Origin of the sequence: Pseudoxanthomonas yeongjuensis (genome assembly GCF_010093345.1) — a bacterium.
Taxonomy (GTDB): domain Bacteria; phylum Pseudomonadota; class Gammaproteobacteria; order Xanthomonadales; family Xanthomonadaceae; genus Pseudoxanthomonas_A; species Pseudoxanthomonas_A yeongjuensis.
On record NZ_PDWT01000001.1, the window covers coordinates 357,442 to 378,445 of the forward strand.

At 65.0% G+C, this 21,004-nt stretch carries 18 protein-coding genes; 13 read left to right on the top strand and 5 right to left on the bottom strand.

Going from position 1 to position 21,004, the window contains the following annotated elements:
- Positions 1–17: 17 nt before the first annotated feature.
- On the bottom strand, positions 18–1,118 hold the full coding sequence (locus CSC74_RS01650; protein WP_162312681.1) for a Glu/Leu/Phe/Val family dehydrogenase: 1,101 nt from the start codon (positions 1,116–1,118) through the stop codon (positions 18–20).
- 697 nt (positions 1,119–1,815) lie between these two features.
- On the opposite strand from CSC74_RS01650, the gene CSC74_RS01655 reads away from it, so the two are divergent.
- From CSC74_RS01655 to CSC74_RS01700, 10 genes are all read left to right on the top strand, one after another.
- Complete coding sequence (locus CSC74_RS01655) at positions 1,816–3,399, top strand: tetratricopeptide repeat-containing sulfotransferase family protein (RefSeq protein ID WP_162312682.1); 1,584 nt, start codon at positions 1,816–1,818, stop codon at positions 3,397–3,399.
- A gap of 54 nt (positions 3,400–3,453) precedes the next feature.
- Complete coding sequence (locus tag CSC74_RS01660) at positions 3,454–4,053, top strand: TetR/AcrR family transcriptional regulator (RefSeq protein WP_162312683.1); 600 nt, start codon at positions 3,454–3,456, stop codon at positions 4,051–4,053.
- A gap of 95 nt (positions 4,054–4,148) precedes the next feature.
- Positions 4,149–5,015: an alpha/beta hydrolase gene (locus tag CSC74_RS01665; RefSeq protein ID WP_246192903.1), complete on the top strand. Its 867-nt coding sequence runs from the start codon at positions 4,149–4,151 to the stop codon at positions 5,013–5,015.
- Positions 5,016–5,127: 112 nt separating this feature from the next.
- The gene (locus CSC74_RS01670) at positions 5,128–8,757 is read left to right on the top strand and encodes a methylmalonyl-CoA mutase family protein (protein WP_162312685.1); all 3,630 of its coding nucleotides are present in this window, start codon (positions 5,128–5,130) and stop codon (positions 8,755–8,757) included.
- 249 nt (positions 8,758–9,006) lie between these two features.
- A complete protein-coding gene (locus CSC74_RS01675) occupies positions 9,007–10,527 on the top strand; it encodes a tetratricopeptide repeat protein (RefSeq protein ID WP_162312686.1) in 1,521 nt (506 codons plus the stop codon).
- Positions 10,524–11,261, top strand: coding sequence for a hypothetical protein (locus tag CSC74_RS01680; protein WP_246192905.1), 738 nt, complete (start codon positions 10,524–10,526; stop codon positions 11,259–11,261). Before CSC74_RS01675 ends, CSC74_RS01680 begins: the two co-directional genes overlap by 4 nt.
- Positions 11,262–11,348: 87 nt before the next feature.
- A complete protein-coding gene (locus CSC74_RS01685; RefSeq protein WP_162312687.1) occupies positions 11,349–11,882 on the top strand; it encodes a DUF2058 domain-containing protein in 534 nt (177 codons plus the stop codon).
- A 152-nt stretch (positions 11,883–12,034) separates the two neighbouring features.
- Positions 12,035–13,543, top strand: coding sequence for a M20/M25/M40 family metallo-hydrolase (locus tag CSC74_RS01690; protein ID WP_162312688.1), 1,509 nt, complete (start codon positions 12,035–12,037; stop codon positions 13,541–13,543).
- Between the two features lie 206 nt (positions 13,544–13,749).
- Positions 13,750–14,271, top strand: a complete 522-nt coding sequence (locus CSC74_RS01695) for a Pvc16 family protein (protein WP_162312689.1) — start codon at positions 13,750–13,752, stop codon at positions 14,269–14,271.
- Between the two features lie 2 nt (positions 14,272–14,273).
- Entirely contained in the window at positions 14,274–14,891 is a 618-nt protein-coding gene (locus CSC74_RS01700) for a hypothetical protein (protein ID WP_162312690.1), read from the top strand.
- Positions 14,892–14,954: 63 nt separating this feature from the next.
- Here CSC74_RS01700 and CSC74_RS01705 read toward each other — a convergent pair whose 3' ends face one another.
- Complete coding sequence (locus CSC74_RS01705) at positions 14,955–15,095, bottom strand: hypothetical protein (protein ID WP_162312691.1); 141 nt, start codon at positions 15,093–15,095, stop codon at positions 14,955–14,957.
- Between the two features lie 19 nt (positions 15,096–15,114).
- Between CSC74_RS01705 and CSC74_RS01710 the strand changes: the two genes are divergently transcribed.
- Positions 15,115–15,927 (top strand): restriction endonuclease, encoded by an 813-nt coding sequence (locus CSC74_RS01710; RefSeq protein ID WP_162312692.1) that lies wholly within the window; start codon positions 15,115–15,117, stop codon positions 15,925–15,927.
- Positions 15,924–16,154, top strand: coding sequence for a hypothetical protein (locus CSC74_RS01715; RefSeq protein WP_162312693.1), 231 nt, complete (start codon positions 15,924–15,926; stop codon positions 16,152–16,154). The genes CSC74_RS01710 and CSC74_RS01715 overlap by 4 nt, the downstream gene beginning before the upstream one ends.
- A gap of 35 nt (positions 16,155–16,189) precedes the next feature.
- Here the strand turns inward: CSC74_RS01715 and CSC74_RS01720 are convergent, their stop codons facing one another.
- Together CSC74_RS01720 and CSC74_RS01725 are read right to left on the bottom strand one after the other, a co-directional pair.
- Positions 16,190–16,801: a DUF892 family protein gene (locus tag CSC74_RS01720; RefSeq protein ID WP_162312694.1), complete on the bottom strand. Its 612-nt coding sequence runs from the start codon at positions 16,799–16,801 to the stop codon at positions 16,190–16,192.
- Between the two features lie 149 nt (positions 16,802–16,950).
- Positions 16,951–18,021, bottom strand: coding sequence for a magnesium transporter CorA family protein (locus CSC74_RS01725; RefSeq protein WP_162312695.1), 1,071 nt, complete (start codon positions 18,019–18,021; stop codon positions 16,951–16,953).
- A 451-nt stretch (positions 18,022–18,472) separates the two neighbouring features.
- On the opposite strand from CSC74_RS01725, the gene CSC74_RS01730 reads away from it, so the two are divergent.
- Entirely contained in the window at positions 18,473–19,858 is a 1,386-nt protein-coding gene (locus CSC74_RS01730; protein WP_162312696.1) for a hypothetical protein, read from the top strand.
- A gap of 683 nt (positions 19,859–20,541) precedes the next feature.
- Here the strand turns inward: CSC74_RS01730 and CSC74_RS01735 are convergent.
- Entirely contained in the window at positions 20,542–20,904 is a 363-nt protein-coding gene (locus CSC74_RS01735) for a helix-turn-helix transcriptional regulator (protein ID WP_162312697.1), read from the bottom strand.
- Positions 20,905–21,004 lie beyond the last annotated feature (100 nt).

Genomic DNA, 21,004 nt, shown 5'->3' on the forward strand with positions numbered 1-21,004 from the left:
TGGATTGCACGATGAACCTAGTGTTCTCCGCGCAGGTGTCCCATGAAACGCGGCGCGGTGCGTCCCAGCGGCAGCTTGAGCTTGCCGATGGAGGCGATGCGCGCCTCGGCGATGCGGTCGGCGGCGTATTGCGGGGCGATGCCCTCGCGCTCCGACAACTCGAAGATCTTGCCGACGTTGTGGTAGATGTTGCGCATCAGGCGCATGGCGCGTTCGCGGTTGTAGCCGTCGATCTCCAGCGACACGTTCATGACCCCGCCGGCGTTGACCGCGTAATCCGGTGCGTAGAGGATCCCGCGTTTGGCCGCTTCGTCGCCGGTCTTGTGCGACATCTGGTTGTTGGCCGTGCCGCAGATGACCTTGGCCTTGAGTCGCGGCAGGGTCTCGGCGTTGATCGCGTATTCGAATGCGCAGGGCGAGAACACGTCCACCGGCAGGTCGTAGATCTCGTCGGGCTTGACCGCCTCGGCGCCGTATTCCTCGACAGCGCGTTCGACCAGCGCCGGATTCAGGTCGGCGACGAACAGCTTGGCCCCGCGTTCCTTGAGCAGCTTCAGGAACTCCATGCCGATGTGGCCCAGGCCCTGCACGGCGAAACTGTACTTGCCGACCTCCTCGTTGCCGAACTTGTTGTTCAAGGTGGCCATCAGGCCCTGCAACGCGCCGTAGGCGGTGAACGGCGCCGGATCGCCGGAACCGCCGTGGACCTGGTGCACGCCGACCACGTACTCGGTCTCGCGGTACACATGCTCCATGTCGTTGACGTCGGTGCCCATGTCCTCGGCGGTGATGTAGCGGCCGCCCAGCGAATCGACGTAACGGCCGAGGGCGCGGAACATCGCTTCGGTCTTGTCCTTGGTGGGGTCGCCGATCAGTACCGCCTTGCCGCCGCCCACGTTGAGCCCGGCCAACGCGTTCTTGTAGGTCATGGTGCGGCTGAGCCGCAGCGCATCGGTCACCGCATCGGCCGTATCGGGGTATGAGCGCATGCGCACGCCGCCCAGGGCCGGACCGATCACGGTGCTGTGGATGGCGATGATCGCCTTCAGCCCCGCGTCCTTGTTGTTGCAGAACACCACCTGTTCGTGGCCGGAAGTGTCTAGGGTTTCGAAAATCATGGGGAGGGCTCCGAATTGCGCTGCCATCTGGCTGCTGCAAGTTGCCAGGAACTTTGCCTAAGAGGTTGACCGGAAACAAAAAAGCGACGATGCCAGGAGCGGGCAAGGGCGTCGCAGGCTGCCAGTCTAATCCAATCGTCGTTGCCGGGTCGGCAACCCGCAGCCAGTGCAGCGGGCCGGCTTCCCGCAGCGCCGCGTTGCAATGTCGCCCGGTGCGGACAGGCGTTGCCATTCGGGCAGGCTCTTGCGGCAGGGAAGTTCCGAACAATTCCGGGAAGCAGGCGCGACTGCTGAAATGCCGTTCGTGATGAGCCCCGGATCAAGCCTGCCCCGTACTCGATACGGGGTCCGGGGCGCCACGTCGGGCTCTCGGCACCTACCGTACGGGAAACTCAAGACATAAGAGCTCTTAGACACGGATCAGAGCGGAAAAGACAGATACAGCGAAAGACAGATACAGCGTTTGCTTTATCCGTGGTTTCCGCTCTGATCCGTGTCTAAAGGCTTCTGCCTTTCCTGCTTTGCGCAATGAGCGCGAAAGAGGGAATTAGTCAGAGACTCCTTGGGCAGTGAGGTTGCGACGGGTTCCGCCCGGGTTCCGAATCGGCTCTGTCCGTCTTCGCGATACGTCCTGCAGGCCAGGGGCGACGAGGGCGCCCGCTACAATCGCCAGTCTCCGGCAACCCGAAGCAAACGCATGACCTTATCCGCCCAGCAGACCTGGCACGACGCCGAACGCCTGTTGCAGGCCCGGCAGCACGCCGCGGCCCGCGCCGGATACGAGTCCATTGCCGGCGATCCGGACTGGACGCTGCCGGCGAACCTGCGCCTGTCCGCGATCGCCCTCCAGGACGGGCGCCTGCGCGATGCCGTGGCCCACGCGCTGGCGGCGTATGCGGTGCGGGAACCGGACCCGGTGCTGCTGGAGGCCCTGTGCCGGCAACTGATCGCGGTGGGCGAACTTGAAGCCGCAGTCGATTGCGCGCAATCCCCGGTGGTGTCGCAGGCGCACGACCCGGAGGTGCTGGCGGGCGTCGGCAAACTGATGAGCGAGCAGTCCTTCCCCGATCTCGCTCTGCCGTTGCTGCGACGGGCGAATCGCTTGGGAATGGACGCGCCTTCATTGCATTACCTGATCGGCCTGGCGGAAATGTACGCCGGCGACCTGGGCAGCGCGGGTAACGAATTCGATCATTGCCTGCAGGCCGATCCCGACTTCGCTCCCGCGCACCGGATGCGCGCCAGACTGCGTAGGCAGACCGTCGCCGACAACCATGTCGACGCCCTGGCCGCGGCGATCGCGCGCATGCCCGGCGATGCCGCCGATGCGCCGCCGCTGTATTACGCCCTGTTCAAGGAACTGGACGATCTGGACCGCAGGGATGAGGCCTGGCAGGCGCTGGAAACCGGCATGCGCCTGCGCCGGCGGCAGGTGGATTTCGATGCCGACGCCGAGGCGCGCCTGTTCGATCAGTTGCAGCGAAGCGGCGCTGCCGGGATCACGCGCACTCTCGGTGCGGATGACGCAGGCCCGTCGCCGATCTTCATCGTCGGCATGCCGCGTTCCGGCACGACCCTGCTGGAACGCATCCTCGGCGCGCACCCGCAGGTCGCCGACGCCGGCGAGTTGCGCGACTTCACCATGCAACTGCGCTGGATGTGCGATCGCGCCGGCGGTCCGCAACTCGACCTGGATCTGGCGCAACGCGCCGAGGCCATCGACATGGCCGAACTCGGCCGCCGCTATCTGTCGCATACCCGTTGGCATGCCCGTGGCAAGCCGTTCTACACCGACAAGCTGCCGGCCAACTTCGTCCATGCCGGCTACATCGTCCGCGCCCTGCCGCAGGCGCGGATCCTGCACATGGTCCGCGAGCCCATGGACACCTGCTTCTCCAACCTCAAGGAACTGTTCGCCAACGCCTATCCGCACAGTTACGACCAGGCCGAGATGGCCGGCCATTTCCTGCGCTACCGGCAGCTGATGGCGCATTGGCACCGGCAATATCCGGGCAGGATCCTGGACGTGCGTTACGACGCGCTGGTCGCCGAGCCGGAGCGGGTGGCGCGCGAAGTGCTGGATTTCTGCGGCCTGGCCTGGGATCCGTCGGTGGTCGCCATCGAGGCCCGTACCGGTGCGGTGGCCACCGCCAGCAGCGTGCAGATGCGCGAGCCCATCCACCAGCGTTTCATCGGCCAATGGCGCCGTTACGAGGACTGGTTGCAGCCCCTGCGGCAGACCCTGGAGGCGGGCGGCCTGGGGCGGGACGCCGGATCCTGAAAGAACCGACGAACGGGTTTGAATAAAACGAACGGTCGTGCTATTAATTCCGTCGTGAGCCTTCCCATCGCCACCTCCAAAGGTGCCGCCACGCGCGAACTGATCGTCGAGCGTGCCTTCGCCATCGCCCGCCGCAATGGCCTGGAAGGCCTGTCCATCGGCGAACTGGCCAATGCGGTCGGCATGTCCAAGAGTGGGGTGTTCGCCCATTTCGGCTCCCGCGAGGACCTGCAACTGAGCGTGCTGGAGTGGACCGCGGGGCGTTTCACCGAGATCGTGGTGCGCCCGGCACTGGCCCAGCCACGTGGTCTGCGACGCCTGCGCGCCATCGTTTCGGGCTGGTTCGACTGGGTGCTGATGCACGAGGAAGGCTGCGTGATCCTGGCCGCTGCCGGCGAGTACGACGGCCGCCCGGGCCTGATGCGCGATCGCATCGTCGGCTGGCTGGGCCAGTGGAACGTCCAGCTGGTCAAGGCGGTGAGCCATTGCATCGAGTCCGGCGAACTGGCCGCCGACACCGATCCCGAACTGATGGCCTTCGAGCTGGCGGCGCTTGCCGATGGCCTGCACAACACGCGCCTGATCGACCCGACCCGCGCCGAAGAAATGGCGCGTCGCTCGTTCGAACGACTGATCCGCTCGTACTCCCCCTGATGTCCATCGAGGAAACCGCCATGGCTGCCGTGACTACGCCTGCGAATAGCACGATCGTACTAAAATCATTGAGGAATTCGCTTCGTTCCATTGCCATGCGCACCGGCTTCGCCGTCGGCAGTTGGCTGATGCCGCGGGCGACGCTGCATCGCGCGTTCCGCCTGTTCGGCACGCCGATGCCGGGCGCGCGCGAAAAAGCGCTGGCTGCCGACACCCTGGGCGCACGCATCGAAATGCTCGAACACGATGGCTACCGCGTCGCCACCTACACGTGGGGCGATCCGGCCGCGCAGCCGCTGGTGCTGCTGGCGCATGGCTGGTCGAGCTACGGTCTGCGGTTCGCACCCTGGATACGCGCGCTGCGCCAGGCCGGGTACGCGGTGATCACCTTCGACCAACTGGCGCATGGCCGCAGCAGCGGCAAGCGCGCGACCTTGCCGTCTTTCGCCGAAACCCTGTTCCAGGTCGCCAGGCACTATGGCCCGCTCGCTGCGGTGGTCGGACATTCGCTGGGCGGCGCCGCGACCATGCTCGCCTTGTCCAGGGGCATGCAGGCAGAGCGCTCCGTGCTGATCGCGCCGGCCGCCGACCCCATGGCCGCCGGCGATCGTTTCGGGCGCGCGGTGGGGCTGGCGCAATCGCTGCGCGACCATCTCTTCGACGAGTGGGAAAAGCGCTTCCAACTCCCGGTCGCCAGCATGCAGGTACACGTCAACGCCCCCTTCATCGCCCGCCCGGCGCTGGTCGTGCACGACCTGGAGGACCGCGAAGTGCCGTGGGCCGAAGGCGAACGCTATGCGCGCTACTGGCCGCAGGCGCGCCTGCTCAGCACCACCGGCCTGGGCCACCACCGCATCGCCGCGCAGCCGGAAGTGATCGCCGATGCGCTGCGCTTCCTCGCTGGGGAAACCGTCGGCGAGCGCGTGGTGTCCTCGCCCAATCTGCCGTTTGGCGTCGCCTGAACCTCCTAGCAGGCGACGTACGGGTGGGAATGGAAGCCCGCCCAATTTTGGCCGCATAGGGAGATAACGCGCCGGCCGTTACAATCGGGGCCTGTCCCGCATGAGAGCGCGCATGAGCACGCCGGCTTCCAATCTTCCCGCCACGCAACACGACCACTCGCCGTTGCGTTTCGTCACCGCCGCCAGCCTGTTCGACGGGCACGACGCGGCGATCAACATCATGCGCCGGCTGATCCAGGGGCAGGGCGCCGAAGTGGTCCACCTGGGCCACAACCGCAGCGTCGAGGACGTGGTCCGCGCCGCGTTGCAGGAAGACGCCGACGCGATCGCGCTGTCGTCCTACCAGGGCGGCCACGTCGAATACTTCAAGTACATGGTCGACATGCTGAAGGAGCGCGGCGCGCCGCACATCCGCGTGTTCGGCGGCGGTGGCGGCACCATCACCCCGGAGGAGATCCGCGAGCTGCAGGCCTACGGCGTGGAGCGCATCTACCACCCCAACGACGGCATGCACATGGGCCTGGTGCAGATGATCGAGGATGTGGTGGAACGCGCCAGCGAGCACCGCCTGCCCACCGACAAACCCGCCCATATCGCCATCGACGACGAGATCTCCATCGGCCGCATGCTCAGCGCGATCGAAGAAGGCGCGCTCGACGAATCCGAACTCGTCCGCCTGCGCAAGCAATGGCAACTGGCCGGCAGTAAGACCCCGGTGGTCGGCATCACCGGCACCGGCGGCGCCGGCAAGTCGTCGGTCACTGACGAACTGTTGAACCGGTTCCTCGCCAGCTTCCCGCAGATGCGCATGGCGGTGATCTCGGTCGATCCCACCCGCCGCCGCACCGGCGGCGCGCTGCTCGGCGACCGCATCCGCATGAACTCGCTGCGCAGCCATCGCGTGTACATGCGCTCGATGGCCACGCGCCGCCAGCACGCGGCCACCAACAGGGTGCTGAAGGACTGCATCGGCTTCCTTAAGGGACTGGGCTACGACCTGGTCATCGTCGAGACCGCCGGCATCGGCCAGAGCGATTCGGAGATCGTCGACCTGGTCGATTTCCCCATGTACGTGATGACCAGCGAATACGGCGCGGCCAGCCAGCTGGAGAAGATCGACATGCTCGACTTCGCCGAGCTCATCGTGCTCAACAAGTACGACAAGCGCGGTGCCGAGGACGCGTTGCGCGACGTGCGCAAGCAGTGGAAGCGCAACCGCGTCGCCTTCCAGACCGCCGACGAGGACGTGCCCGCGTATCCGACCATCGCCAGCCAGTTCAACGACCCCGGCATCAGCTGGATGTTCGTCAACCTGTGCCGGCTGCTGCGCGAGAAGCTCGCGCTGCCGGCGAACAAATGGACGCCTCAGCTCGACACTTCGCTGAAGGAACCGCGCGCCACCGTGCTGATCCCCGGCGCACGCGTGCGCTACCTGGCCGAGATCGCCGAGCAGGGCCGCGGCATCAACAAGGCGGTCGAGCAGCAATCCGAGATCGCCAGCCGCGCGCAGCATTTGTGGGAATCGTTGCGCGAGATCGGGGATGGAAAGTTGCCGAAGGCGCTGGAGTTGTTTGCCTTTGATTCCCTTCTCCCCTCGGGAGAAGGTGCCCGAAGGGCGGATGAGGGAATGAGCCATCAGTCTCTAGGTAACGTTCCTGAGCAAGTCACTCCCCCTCCCTCATCCGGCGCTTCGCGCCACCTTCTCCCGGAGGGAGAAGGGAAGCATGTGGATCGCTCGCTCCTCACCCTGCGCCAGCGTTACCAGGACGCGGTGCAGTCGCTGACCAACGAAAACCTCAAGCTGCTGCGCGACTGGCCGCAGCGACTGAAGTCGATCACCGACGAACACTTCACCTACGAAGTGCGCGGCAAGGCGGTCACCGGCGAGAACTACCGGCAGTCGCTCAGCCACCAGCCCATTCCCAAGATCGCCGCGCCCACCTACAAGTCGTGGGGCGAGTTGCTGACCTTCCTCGGCAAGGAAAACCTGCCGGGCAGCTATCCCTACACCGGCGGCGTGTATCCATACCGCCGCAGCGGCGAGGACCCGATCCGCATGTTCGCCGGCGAAGGCACGCCGGAGCGCACCAACCGCCGCTTCCATTACCTGTCGGTCGGCCAGCCGGCCGCGCGCCTGTCCACCGCCTTCGACAGCGTGACCTTGTATGGCGAAGACCCGGCGCCGCGTCCGGACATCTACGGCAAGATCGGCAACTCGGGCGTCAACATCCCGACACTCGATGACATGAAGAAGCTGTATTCCGGCTTCGACCTGTGCTCGCCGACGACCTCGGTGTCGATGACCATCAACGGCCCGGCGCCGATGATCCTGGCGATGTTCATGAACACCGCCATCGACCAGCAGGTGGAGCTGTACCTGAAGCAGGATGAGCAGCGCTGGAAGGATGCGCAGAAGAAGATCGACGGGATTTTCGAAGGCCGCCAGCGTCCGCAGTACCACGGCGAGCTGCCGCCGACCAACAATGGCCTCGGCCTCGGCCTGCTCGGCGTCACCGGCGAGCAGGTCGTCGATGCCGATACCTATGCGCGGATCAAGGCGCAGACCCTGAAGACCGTGCGCGGCACCGTGCAGGCCGACATCCTGAAAGAGGACCAGGCGCAGAACACCTGCATCTTCAGCACCGAGTTCGCCTTGCGCATGATGGGCGACATCCAGCAGTACTTCGTCGACAACGGCGTGCGCAATTTCTACTCGGTGTCCATTTCCGGTTATCACATCGCCGAAGCCGGGGCGAACCCGATCAGCCAGCTCGCCTTCACCCTGAGCAACGGCTTCACCATCGTCGAGTACTACCTGGCCCGCGGGATGAAGGTGGACGATTTCGCCGCCAACCTGTCGTTCTTCTTCAGCAACGGCATGGATCCGGAGTATACCGTGATAGGCCGCGTCGCCCGCCGCATCTGGGCCCGCGCCATGCGCGAGCGCTACGGCGCCAACGAACGCAGCCAGATGATGAAGTACCACATCCAGACCTCGGGCCGCTCGCTGCACGCGCAGGAAATCCAGTTCAACGACATCCGCACCACGCTGCAGGCCTTGTACGCGCTGTTCGACAACTGCAACTCGCTGCACACCAACGCCTACGACGAAGCCATCACCACGCCGACCGAGGAATCGGTGCGCCGCGCGGTCGCCATCCAGATGATCATCAACAAGGAACTTGGCCTCAACTTCATCGAGAACCCGTGGCAGGGCAGCTTCGCCGTCGAGTACCTGACCGACCTGGTGGAAGAGGCGGTGTACAAGGAATTCGAGGCGATCAGCGAGCGCGGCGGCGTGCTCGGCGCGATGGACACCATGTACCAGCGCGGCAAGATCCAGGAAGAGTCGCTGTACTACGAACACAAGAAGCACGACGGCAGCCTGCCGCTGGTGGGCGTCAACACCTACCTGCCGCGCGAGCACGGCGGCGATATCGTCACCGAGATCGAGCTGATCCGATCGACCGAAGAAGAGAAGGGCCAGCAGATCGCCAACGTGCTCGGCTGGCAGCGCTCGCGCAATGCCTTCGCGCCTGCGGGCGAGACTTCGCACGGGCATGTGGTGGAGTCGGAAGACCAGGAGGCCCATGACGGCCACGGCCTGGCCTACCTGCAGAACGCCGCGCGCGAACGCCGCAACGTGTTCGAAGCCCTGGTCGAGGCGGTGAAGACCCACAGCCTGGGCCAGATCAGCCACGCGCTGTACGACGTGGGTGGGGAATACCGCCGGAACATGTGACGCCGTGCCCCGCACGGTCCTGATTACCGGTTCGGAGGTCATGGCGCCACCCGACCGGTGGGGATCGAACCGGCGGACAGGAAAGCTCCGCGGCCGCTCCCCCGGTCTGTTCCAGGCGCTTTGCGGCCTGGCTGCGCTGCTGTTGCAGGCGGAGGTTTACTCCGGTCTTCCTGCCGGTTAGCTTGCGGGTGGGGAATACGGCAAACGGGGAAGGGAATGGGAATTCGCATGCGGGGCGCTTGCGCAAGGATGCTGCTTGGATTGCTGGCCTTGCCAGGATTGGCCCAGGCCCAGGCCCAGGCCCAGCCGCGGACGCCACCGGCTCCGCCCGAAGCGCTGATCGCCTATTTCGCACAGGTGCGGCAGGCCGAGGTCATCCAGGATCCGGAACAGCGGTGCCTGGCGTATCCGGATCTGCCCGACAACGCCTGGCCCGCTGGCGCCGCCCAGTCGCGCTGCCTGACCGTGCGCGCGCCGGTGCTGCCGCTGGCGGAGATCGAATCCCGGCTGGCCACGGCCGATGGCGGTGCCTGGCTGGAACAGCGCCTCGACGAAATGCTCGACGCGAACGATGAACCGCGCGAACGCGACCGGATCTTCGCCGTGCTCAACCTGTTCGATGCCAGCGAGCGCGCCGGCAGCGTCGCTACCCTCTGGTTGCGGCAGATGCCGCAAAGCCCGTTCGCGCTCACCGCCATGGGCAAGCACCGCGCCGCGCAGGGCTGGGCCTCGCGCGGCACCCAATACGTCTACAAGACCTCCGACGCGCAGTTGCAGCGCATGCGCCAGCTGTTCGCCGGGGCTGCGCCGCTGTTGTCCGATGCGCTGGAGCGCGAACCGCGGCTGACGCCGGCTTGCGTGGCCCTGGCCGAAATCGGGCGGCAATCGTCCGATACCCTGCAGCGGTCGGCACTGGAACAATGCCTGCAGGCCGATCCGCTTTCCTATTACGTCGTGTGGGAATGGATGAACAGCGCCACGCCCAAGTGGGGCGGCTCGATGGAGGCGATGGACATGGTCGCGGCGTACATCCGCCAGCGTGGACCGGAAAATCCCACACTGTATTCGTTGCTGTCGCAGCCGCCCGGCTACGAGGCCTCGCTGATGGACAAGTACGCCGACGGCCAGGAAGGTTTCGTCGCCGCCTCGCGTGCCGGGCCGGGCGCCTACATGATGAGCAAGGCGGGCTATGCCTACTGGGCGAAGGACGACCCGTGGATGGCGCTGGTGTACTGGTCGCAGGCGATGCGCTTCTGGCCGGACGACATGGAGGTGCGTGGCATGCGGGGCAGGGCCTTGCACCATGTCCGCGACTACGCATGGGCGGTGAAGGACCTGCTGCCGGCCGCCGCCGCGGACGGCAGCGACCTGGAGTTGCAGTACGCCACCGGCTCGACGTTGCTGGAGCTTCGGCGTTTCGAGGAGTCGCGGCCGTACCTGTTGCGTGCGCAGAAGCAGCCGGGCCGCCAGCTGGCCGCGCTGGAGCGCTATTGCTTCACCTGGATCAACTACTGGGAAGGCTTGAAGACGAAACAGGCGCGCGATTGCACCGCCGCGCTGGTCAGCCAGGTACCCACCCATGGCGAGTACTGGGGCTGGCGCTACACCACGTTGTCGGCATCGCGCGATGAGCGATGGGTGGAGGCGGCGGGGCAGTTCCTGCTGTACGCCAATCCCAGGGATCCACGACAACAAGCGTTGAAGAAGGACTTGCTGGCCAGCGGTGTGCAGCCGGCGAAATCCGGCAGTGGCAAACGGGGGAATCCATGAAAAGGAACATGCGCGTGGTGCCGATGGCGCTGTTCTTGGCGACGGCGACGGCGAGTGCGGTCGCGGTTGCGGTTGCGGCGCCTCCAGTCGAGCGCCCGACGGTTTCGCCGGTGCTGCCACTGACCGCGCAGGTGGAGGGCAAGGGTTACGCGCAATGGTCGGCGGCCTGGTGGCAGTGGGCGATGTCGATGCCGGTGGAACCCTATGTGGATCCGGACGGCCGCTTTTGCGACCTGGGCCAGGAAGGACCGGTCTGGTTCCTGGCCGGGACGGACGGCAGCTTCGATGCGCAACGCGAATGCCGCATACCGCTCGGGAAATACCTGTTCCTGCCGATCATCAACATGATCCACCAGACCCCGTTGGGGGTGAAGAAGGAAGGCAAGGTGGCGTCGTGCAAGGAGCTGCAGGCGTCGGCCGCGGTCAACAACGATCACCTGGTCAGCGCGGTGGTGTTGATCGATGGGGCGCTGGTCAAGAACGTGGTGTCCTACCGGGTGCGCAGCGAGGGCTGTTTCCCGATGTACCCGAAGCTGCCGGAAGACGATCGCTACATCACCCCGGTCGCGGCCAGCGATGGCTACTGGCTGATGATCGAACCCCTGCCGATCGGCCGGCACACGATCACCGTCGGCGCCAACTACGGCGCGCCCGGAGGCGGCTACCACCACATGGTGCAGAATTTCGAATACGTGCTGCAGGTGGGCATGCAGGACGGATTCGTGATGCGGTGATGGCCGCGGGCCGGCGGCGATGGTTCCGTGTGTCGGCGGTTATCATGGCCGGCATGTACTCCGGCATCCGCGACAGGTTCCCTCTCCATGCGTAATCCCCTGCAGGAACAACTGCTCAAGGCCGGCCTGGCGAAGAAGTCCAAGCTGGACCAGGTGGCGCGCGAGCAGGCGAAGCAGCGGCATGCGAAATCGGCGCCTGCAGTCAACGTCGAACAGGCCGAGGCCGAACGCATTCGCCTGGAGAAGGTCGAGCGCGACCGCGCGCTGTCGGCCGAGCGCAACGCGCAGGCGAAGGCGCAGGAACTGCGTGCGCAGGTGCGGCAGATCGTGGAGCAGAACCGGCTCAAGCCCGAGGGCGGGATCGACTACCGCTTCACTCACAACGGCGCGATCCGCAGCCTGCTGGTCACCGATGCGCTGCGCCGGCAACTGGCCAACGGCAGCCTGGTCGTCGCCTGCCACGACAGCGGCTATGCGATCGTGCCGCGCGCCGTCGCGGAGAAGATCGAGGCGCGCGACCCGGCCATGATCGCGCTCGACCATGGGCGCAATGCATCGGCTGCGCCTGACGACGACGACCACTACAGCCAGTTCAAGGTGCCGGACGACCTGATCTGGTAACCCCGGCGCGACGTAGGAGCGGGCCTTGCCCGCGATGCCCTTCGCGTGGTCCCGCATGAAAAGCATCGCGGGCAAGGCCCGCTCCTACGGGGTCGTTCGCGGCTATCGTGCAACCGGCGTAGCATCGCGCAACACCCGACCTGGAGCGCCGCATGCCCCCGTCCTACCGTAGCCGTCCTCCTGCTCTTTCCGTAGCCATGCTGGTCGTCCTGCTCGGCGCACCGGTGATGGCCTCCGCTGTCGAGGCCGACATGGCCGCCCTCCAGCGCACCGTCGCCGCGCAGCACGACGCCTCGCTCAAGCGGCTGCAGGACTGGATCGCGCTGCCGTCGATCGCCGCCGAAGACCTCAACTCGCGCGAAGGCGCCGAGTACATGGCGACGCTCGCCCGCGAGGCTGGCTTCCAAAAGGTCTCGATCCTCGACACCGACGGCAAGCCGGGCGTGTTCGCCACGCTCGATGCCGGTGCGCAGAAAACCGTGGGCCTCTACTTCATGTACGACGTGAAGCAGTTCGATCCTGCCGAATGGTCCTCGCCACCGCTTGAATCGAAGCTCGTCGACAAGCCCGGCCTGGGCAAGGTCCTGGTCGGACGCGGCGCGGTCAACCAGAAGGGCCCGCAGTCGGCCTTGCTCGCCGCGCTGCACGCCATCAAGGCCGCCAACCAGAAGATGCCGGTGAACCTGGTGCTGGTGGCCGAAGGCGAAGAGGAGATCGGCTCGCCGCATATCGGCCAGCTGGTGCATCGCCCGGAAGTGGAAGCCGCCTTGCGCGATACCGTCGGCGTGTTCATGCCTTCGGCCTCGCAGGACGCCGAAGGCAACGTGACCATCAGCCTCGGCGCCAAGGGCGTGATCGAGCTGGAGCTGGTCGCCAGCGGCGAGAAGTGGGGCAGGGGTCCGAAGAAGGACGTGCATTCCTCGCTCAAGGCCATGGTCGACAGTCCGGCCTGGCGGTTGGTGAAGGCGCTGGACACGCTGGTTTCCGACGACGGCAACACCATCGCCATCGACGGCTATCCCGTGGCGCCGCCGATCAGCGCCGAACACAAGGCGATGATCGCCGCCGCCACAAAGGTGCGCAGCGAAGCCAAGAGCAAAAAGCTGCTGGGCGTGGACCACTGGATCGACGATCTGCCCTGGCAGCAGGCCAACGAGCGCCTGGTTTCGCAGCCCACGGTCAACATCGAGGGCCTGGTCGCCGGCTACACCGGCCCGGGCGGCAAGACCGTGCTGCCGAGCCGCGCGGTGGCCAAGATGGATTTTCGCCTGGTGCCGGGCATGAAGAAGGACGACGCGGTCGCCGCGCTGAAGGCGCACCTGGCCAAGCGCGGCTACGGGGACATCGAGGTCAACGTCAGTGGCGGTTATGACGGCACCCAGTCGTCCGCCGATGCGCCGCTGATCCAGGCGCAGCGCGCGGTGCTGGAACGCCGCGGGATCAAGCCGCTGTTCTGGCCGCGCAACGCGGGCTCGTATCCGGGCTTCGTCTTCACCGATGCGCCCTTGAGCCTGGCCTCCGGGCACTTCGGCCTGGGCAATGGCAGCGGCGCGCATGCGCCGGACGAGTACTACCTGATCGAATCCAGCAACCCGGCGGTGCAGGGCTACGACGGTGCGGTGATGTCGTTCGTCGAGTATCTGTACGAACTGGGCAAGTGAAAATGTAGGCTGGGTTGGCTCTATCAACCCAGCAAGCGGGAGGCTGGAACCAAAGCGCTGGGTTGATGAAGCCAACCCAGCCTACGGCTCTCCATCAACCCGGCAAGCGGGAGGCGGGGACAAGGGCGCTGGGTTGGTGAAGCTGACCCAGCCTGCGTTCCTGGCGTATCTTCAAGCCACTGAACGCAGCGAGGGGGGGGGTCGCCATGTCGTCGGACCAGTTGATTGCAGTCGCCACGGATGCCTTGCGTGGCTTGATCCAGGCGGTGCTGCCCGCGGGCAGTGCGGTGCTGGTGGGGCCGCCTTCGCCGGAGGCCGAAGAGGTCTCGGGCTTGTCGGTGCATCTGTACCGGGTCGGGGTGTTGCCGCTGGTGCGGGCGGTGCCGGTGCTGGGTGCGGATGGGCGGCGGATGCGGCCGGAGATCGGGCTGCAGCTGGATTACCTGGTCAGCGGGCTGGGCGGGGAGGCGCTGGAGGAACTCGGTCTGCTTGGGACTGCGTTGCACGCGCTGGCGGATTCGCCGGTGCGCGAGCGGCAGTCGTTGTCGGCGTTGTTGTCGGAACCGGATCGGTTGGCTTCGGTGGCGCCGGGATCATTGAGCATCCAGTGGCGGGTGTTGGACCTGCCGCTGGACCAGGTGTCGGGGGTGTGGCTGGCGAGTGGGATGCGGCAGCGGGGTGGGGTGTTCTGCAGGGCTGAGGCGGTTTGGCAGGCGGTGCAGGGTTGAGATTGGAAATTGAAGGGGGACTTCAAGTGGAAATAAAGCAAAGTCGTAATTCCAACCGTATCCGTTATCAGTTTGGGGAAGACGAACTGAACTACTCGCTCGAAGACAGTTCGGGTAGCCGGTCTTTCTCGGTTCAGTACACCGATATCAGTCGCGATCGGCAGACGCTGGAAGAGCGCAATCAGTGGTTGCGGAATGCGGGGTTGTTGTGGATCGCGTTGGGTGGCGTGCTGACAGCGATGAGCTATTTCGGCGAGGGCCCGTTCCGGGCGTCGTTCTGGTTGTGGATCGGGTTGGGTTGTTATGCGGTGTACTGGTTCCGGCGCACGAAGTTCACGATCCTGCCCACCGACAAGGGCAATCTGTTGGTGATCGACAACGACGACGGTCCGCGCCTGATCCAGGAGATCGAGTCGCGCCGTGCGGCGCAGTTCCTGCGCGAATACGACTTCATGGATGCGGACGAGACGCCGGAACAGCAGCGCAAGCGGTTCAAATGGTTGCACAGCGAGGGGGCGTTGTCGGATGAGGAATTTCAGAGGCGGGTTGCGATGATTGGTGAAGTGGGGGTAAAGGGTGCGGCTGAGGCAGTTGTCGGATCGCGGCAGACGTTGAATTAGCCGTTGCTGAGTTCAGGGAAGGATGGGGTCAGTGAAATAATTACCTCCGTTTCCTTTAGTCGTTTAGTCGAGCGCGGAGGGAGGGGCGGACTGGGACAGGGCGGGCTGCAGCTGGTGGATCGCGCCGGTGTTGAGCAGTTGGCCCAGGTCGGCGAAGCCGCCTGCGCGGATGATGCAGAGGGGGTTGAAAGAAATGATGCCCATCAACCTCCGTGGGGACGGAATGAACGGACTGAAGAATGTACGCAACCGCCGCGATGATACGTTGACGCGGGTGGGGTGGGATCGGCTGGAGACGATGCTGGCTGATTACTATCGGGCGCAAGGCTGGAGTGTTGACCATGTCGGCACTGGTAGTGGCCGCACCCGGTTCGATGGCGGCATCGACCTGAAACTGCGCAAGGACGGCGAGTACGTCCTGGTCCAATGCAAGCACTGGAACGCCAAGCAGGTCACCCACAACGCCGTGCACGAACTGCTCGGCATCAAGGTCAACGAGAACGCCACCGGCGCCATCGTCGTTACCAGTGGCGAGTTCACCCAGGCTGCCAAAGAAGCCGCTACGCGCCTGGGTCACGTCCAGCTCATTGATGGCGATGCGCTGCGTGCCATGCTCGGCCCGCAACTGGAAGGCATGGCATCGACTATGCCGCCGCCGCTGCCGCGCGCCTCAACACACTACCGTAACCGCAAAAGAAAACCACCCGCCGACCGTGGTCCATTGCTAGTTGGCGCTCTGATCGGTGCTCCATTGGTTTGTTACGCTGTGTACCGCCTGCTCACCTTTCCTTTCTTTAGTCATCGGATCGAAGTCGATCTTCCGCAGCGTGTCCAACCCGTTGCCCAGTCACCAAAGACAGCCCGCGTCCCTGTGGAGAAGCCCGCGATCAGTCCTACGACCGAGCAATCGCCGGTCCTCGAAAAGGGAATGACTGGCGCTGAGCTCGAAGAATGGAAGCGCAAGAACGATGAGTCCATGCGTATCCTGGAAGAGAACGACAAGCGGGACCAGGAACAGGCGGATTCCGAACGATGAGCGCGGAAGATCCCTATGCCGCACCCGGCGCGGCGGTCAGCGATCCTGCCGATCCTGCAAAACAAAGGGGCCAGAGTGAATATCCGTTTGAATCAGATATTTCCTCTGGCCCCTTTATAGCGGTGTGGGGTCCGCCGCTTCCAGTGTGGAAGCAGTCACGAAGCGGTGCCACCCAGTTTTTCATGCGGACGCTCGCCGGCGAGGGTACTGACCGGCGAGCTTCGTGATCAGAGCAACGAGCTGACAAAAGCAAACGTGGCGATCAGAGCATGGCGTCCCGCGATTTCTCTGCACGCGCTGCGCCGATGGCGGTCTCCACCTTTTTCACTTCCTCGGGCGGCGGCAGCACGGCGGGCATTCCCAGGCTCTGGATCCACAGCTCGCGGCACCAGCCTTTGGTGTGATACAGGTGGTGATCCTCGTCTTCTTCGACCTCGTCGAACGCGGCCTTGAGCGCTTTAGCGACCGTGTCGCTGGCCTCGTCGGCCACCCGGCCGATCAGCTCCCAGTTCGAGTGGTCCTTGGTTTCCGCAAGCACCACGCATTCGCACGCTACCAGCTCGGCTGCGGCAGGTTCCGCGTCTGCAATGGCCATCTCGATCGCCTGCACCAGTGCGGCGCCGTTGTGGGCCACGACGGCACGGCCGGGGCTTTGTTCTTCGGCATCGATCTTGAGCTGGGCGAATACGCCGGTGAGTACTTCCTCGTGATGTCTGGTCTGGTCCAGGTATTCCTGGAACTCCTTTTTCAAGTCCTTGTTCCTGGCCGCCTTGATGGCGGCGGTGTAAACCTGGATGCCGCCGCGTTCAGTTTCCAATGCTTGCAACAACAGTTCCTTGACGGCGGACGGGTCGTATTTCGCTTTGCTGGCCATGGGTATCTCCTCGGTGGGATTGGATCATTTAGGGCAATGACCCGCTAGCTGCGCGTGAACTTTTCTTTCGCGTGTTCTTCACCATGTCCTGGCCGTAAAACGCAGGGAACCGTTGCTTGCCAATCGGGGAGGGCCACGCCTCGCGCCAATCAGAACCATTGCTTGCGCTTGCCTATCCATATCGACACGCCTGCTATGGCCAGCATCAAACCGAGAGCCACGTAAAAGCCGAGCGCTCCCGTCTTGAAGAACGGGGCCTCGAAATTCATTCCCAGCACGCCGCCAAGCACGGCCAGCACGCCGATGACCACGGTGGCGAAGGTCAGCACCTTCATCGTTTCGTTGGCGGTCAAGGCGGTCTGGCTGCTGAACAGTTCGAAGCTGCCCACCACCAGGTCCCGTGCATTTTCGACCATGTCCATGGCGCGTTCGTAATGGATATCCAGGGCGCTGAAATGCTGTTCGGTGCGCTCGTCTTCCCCGGGCCGGAAGTCGGGCCGGGCCAGCGCCGTGTAAACCACCCGATGCGGTGCCAGCATGCGACGCAAGCGGGAGGCGCCCTTGCGCAGGGTACGCAGTTCCGCCAGGCAATCGCGCGGATTTTCCGAGAGGATGTCCACTTCCAACCGCTCGACTTCCCTTTCGAATCGTGAAACCGCCTCGAAGTAGGTTCCCAGCTGCCAATCCAGCAACGCCGATACGAAGCTGGCTGCGCCAAGCTCACCTGCGTCGCCGTGGTCGGATTGGGTGGCCCGGAATTCATCCAGGAAAGCCACGGGGTGGTGGTGCAGGGTGATCACAAGATTGGGACCAGCGATCATCGAGAGCACCGTGCCCGAGAACTGCAGTCCGGGTTCGTCGTTGATCGACACCACGCGCAACCAGAAGCATTTTCCGCGGGGATCCAGGCAGGGGTTGGTGTCCGACCCCAGGTATCCCTCGATGGCAGCGGGAGGTAGGGACAATTGTGTCGCCAGGGCACGCAGCTGTTCCTCCGCGGGATTGAGAAGGTCTATCCAGAGGAGTTTCTTGTCTCCCAATCCTGCCAGCACGGCCGCATCGATTGCGCCGAGTTGCCGGTCGCCGGAAACCGCATCGAACAGGACCGCGTGGAAGGCCGGTCGATCGACGGACGCATCGCCGGTAAGCGGCATGGCATTTTCCTTTTCCCGGTTCATTGCTTGCGGCTGGCGGGTGGCATCGCTGGTTTTTCTCGTCATGGATCTGTCGGACCAGCACGGGCGATCGCGTAATGCGGCCTACGGGAGAAGCGGGTGGAACAGCCGCCCCAGGCGCGACCGGGTCGCCATCCCCTCACTCGCTCGCTACGCTGGCCTGTCGCTTGTTAGAAGCGCGCGAAGAGCGTCGGATCGCATGGAAGGCGCTTGACGTTGCGTTCACGGCGGTGGGGTCCCGAACAAAGGGGCCCGAACAAAGGGGCCAGAGTGAATATCCGTTTGAATCAGATATTTCCTCTGACCCTTTTGTTGCTTGAGGCGACAGAGAAATGGAGCAGGGAACATATTCGATCGAAGCGAATATGCGCTCCGGACTATCCCCAGTTTCCCGGAGGCCCACTCGCCAGCGCTTCATGGAGGCCGCCCTTGGCCGCTTCCTCCCCGCGACTGCGTGACATGAAGTGCAGGGGATGCTGAATCACGGAGGTGTTTCATGCGGAGGCATATTTTTGCGGCCCTGGTGCTGGCGACGGGCCAATGGTTCATGACGACCACGGCGTTCGCGCAGGACGAAGCGCTGGGGCCGCCGGAAGCGCTGCAATACCCGTTCCAGGCCAGTGAAACCGCGCCGCGCGCGGTCACCATGCCCTTCCTGCGCAAGGCCATCGAAGACGCCGCCGACCTCGGCCTGTGCGAAGCCCTGATGCGCGAGGCCGGCCACGAATTTCCCAATGGCTTCCGCCCGCAGGATTGCACCACCGAGTTCGCGGCCAGGGTGCGCGACCGCGACGGCCTGGTGCACTGGCGCAGCGAGAACGCGCGACCGCTGAAGTGCGGCGGCGACTGCGTCGGCCGGCCCTTCAACAGCGTCACCCGCAACGTGGACAAACCCAACCTGCGCGAGGCCATGCTCTACGGCCGGCTGCTCTTCAAGATCGACCCGCCCGGCCCGGTGGATCGCGACCTCACTTACAGCTACGAGGTGCACGTCCAGTGCAAGGCCGCGGACGGCGCCCGCAACGGCGATATCGAAGTCAAGGTCGACGTGGGCGAGCCGGTGCTGGGCGATCCGCATACGCTGGAATCGACCCTGGATTTCCTGTTCCTGCCGGTGCAGATCTCGCGCCGCATCGAGTCCTTCATCCGCAGCAAGCTCCGCTCGATACCGACCACGGCCATCGGCGGCGAACCCTGCCGCTCCATCGGCGTGAGCCGCGCGCAGGATCCCAAGTTCGATGCGATGCCGTTCGACCTGGCGCCGACGCCGGGTCGCGTGGTGCGCCCGGGACTGGACGCCATCGGCGGCGTGCGGGCGGAACGGGCGCGGGTGGAGTTCCTCTCCATCACCCGCCATCCGTTACCGGTCGGCGTGGCGCCGGAGCATGCGCGGCCCGGCGCGGTCGAGGCGGGATACTTCAACGCCTACCTCAACGGCGCCAACGTATCGTTTCCGCCGCCGCTGGAAGCGCCGGACGGATTGCGGCTGCCGCCCGCGGGCGGAACGGTGGCGCTGAACTATTGCAGGACGGTGCCGCTGGACGGCATGGACCGCCTGCAACTGCTGTTCGTCAATGCGCTGGGCGGCGCGGTCTGGTCGCAGTTCGCACGCGATGCCGGCTTCGGCGCGGGCGCGCCGCATGCCATCACCACCGGACGCACGATCGTGGTGCCGGGCACGCCGAAGCCGCGGGTGGTGCCGCTGCGCGAGTTCGAACTGGCCTACCGCATCGTGTACCTGCCCGCGCCGGTGCTGACAGGAGCCACCGCCGGCCCGCGCGGCGGCGTGCGCCCGGTGCGCGGTTCCCACGACCTGCCCATCGCGCGCCCCGAAGTGCTGGCCGAAAGCGACGCGTCGGCAACGACGTGCCGCGAGATATGAAGTGAGCCAACAGGGGTCGCAGTGCGCTTTCTTTCGATTCAACAGGAAAGACGACTCCGACCCTTGTTCTTGCCGATTGCCGGAACCTGGCGAGTCGGTCCTTGTGGGAGCGGCGGCGCCAAGGGGACTTCCTTCGGGGCGCAAGCCGCGAAGGCGACGATCCCAGGCCATCGATTCGCATGGCGTCGTCGAGCTCCGTTCGCGGCTTACGCCGCTCCCACAACAGCGCATCAAACAAAGGGGCCAGAGTGAATATCCGTTTGAATCAGATATTTCCTCTGGCCCCTTTGTTGCCTTTGTTGGCAGTGCACTTTCTTTTGATTCAACGGGAAAGACGACTCCGACCCTTGTTCTTGCTGATTGCCGGAACCTGGCGAGTCGGTCCTTGTGGGAGCGGCGCCGCCAAGGGGACTTCCTTCGGGGCGCAAGCCGCGAAGGCGACGATCCCAGGCCATCGATTCGCATGGGGCCGTCTAGCTCCCGTTCGCGGCTTGCGCCGCTCCCACGACAGCGCATGGGGCGGGCTCAAGCCCGCCGCCTGTGGCAATGACGATAGGGGCCTGGTTGCTGCGAGCGATGCCGCTCAGCCTTCAGCCGGCCACTCGCGGATTTCCGTGGCGCAATGCCCTGCGGTTATGCCGCGCAGGAAGTCCCCTTGGGGGATTGCGCCCTACGGGCCACGGCTATTTTTCCAGCAGGTTCAGCAGACTGCGGCGCCGGGCCGTCGGTGACGCGCGAAAGCGGGTGAGCAGGGTCATTTCTTCCTGGCTCTGCGCCGCTCTTGCGGGCTCGCGGGTGCTTTCGCTGATGTACTGGCGGGACTTGGCCGCGGCATACGTATCGTCGATCAGATAGTCCAGGGTCAGTCCATCGGCTGCGTAGAGCCGGCGGATCTTCGCCAGGTTGCCCAGGTTCGGCTCGGCGCGGCCGGTCTCCCATTTCGAAACCGTGGCCTTGCTCACCTCGAGTTCGAAGCCGACGCGCTCCTGCGACCAACCCCGCGCATCGCGGAATTCCTTCAGGCGTGTACCGAAAGTGCTGCTCATGGGCGGCATTCTCGGCGCCCGGGAAACATCTGTCGTTTCTGCATGGTTGACATCCAGTATATCCGTATCGGATACTTCGAAGGTCGCGAGAACGGAAACC

Coding starts and splice junctions, on each gene's coding strand:
- CSC74_RS01650 (WP_162312681.1), bottom strand. CDS start 1,118: ATGATTTTCGAAACCCTAGACACTTCCGGCCACGAACAGGTGGTGTTC.
- CSC74_RS01655 (WP_162312682.1), top strand. CDS start 1,816: ATGACCTTATCCGCCCAGCAGACCTGGCACGACGCCGAACGCCTGTTG.
- CSC74_RS01665 (WP_246192903.1), top strand. CDS start 4,149: ATGCGCACCGGCTTCGCCGTCGGCAGTTGGCTGATGCCGCGGGCGACG.
- CSC74_RS01670 (WP_162312685.1), top strand. CDS start 5,128: ATGAGCACGCCGGCTTCCAATCTTCCCGCCACGCAACACGACCACTCG.
- CSC74_RS01675 (WP_162312686.1), top strand. CDS start 9,007: ATGCTGCTTGGATTGCTGGCCTTGCCAGGATTGGCCCAGGCCCAGGCC.
- CSC74_RS01680 (WP_246192905.1), top strand. CDS start 10,524: ATGAAAAGGAACATGCGCGTGGTGCCGATGGCGCTGTTCTTGGCGACG.
- CSC74_RS01685 (WP_162312687.1), top strand. CDS start 11,349: ATGCGTAATCCCCTGCAGGAACAACTGCTCAAGGCCGGCCTGGCGAAG.
- CSC74_RS01690 (WP_162312688.1), top strand. CDS start 12,035: ATGCCCCCGTCCTACCGTAGCCGTCCTCCTGCTCTTTCCGTAGCCATG.
- CSC74_RS01695 (WP_162312689.1), top strand. CDS start 13,750: ATGTCGTCGGACCAGTTGATTGCAGTCGCCACGGATGCCTTGCGTGGC.
- CSC74_RS01705 (WP_162312691.1), bottom strand. CDS start 15,095: ATGGGCATCATTTCTTTCAACCCCCTCTGCATCATCCGCGCAGGCGGC.
- CSC74_RS01710 (WP_162312692.1), top strand. CDS start 15,115: ATGAACGGACTGAAGAATGTACGCAACCGCCGCGATGATACGTTGACG.
- CSC74_RS01715 (WP_162312693.1), top strand. CDS start 15,924: ATGAGCGCGGAAGATCCCTATGCCGCACCCGGCGCGGCGGTCAGCGAT.
- CSC74_RS01720 (WP_162312694.1), bottom strand. CDS start 16,801: ATGGCCAGCAAAGCGAAATACGACCCGTCCGCCGTCAAGGAACTGTTG.
- CSC74_RS01725 (WP_162312695.1), bottom strand. CDS start 18,021: ATGACGAGAAAAACCAGCGATGCCACCCGCCAGCCGCAAGCAATGAAC.
- CSC74_RS01730 (WP_162312696.1), top strand. CDS start 18,473: ATGCGGAGGCATATTTTTGCGGCCCTGGTGCTGGCGACGGGCCAATGG.
- CSC74_RS01735 (WP_162312697.1), bottom strand. CDS start 20,904: ATGAGCAGCACTTTCGGTACACGCCTGAAGGAATTCCGCGATGCGCGG.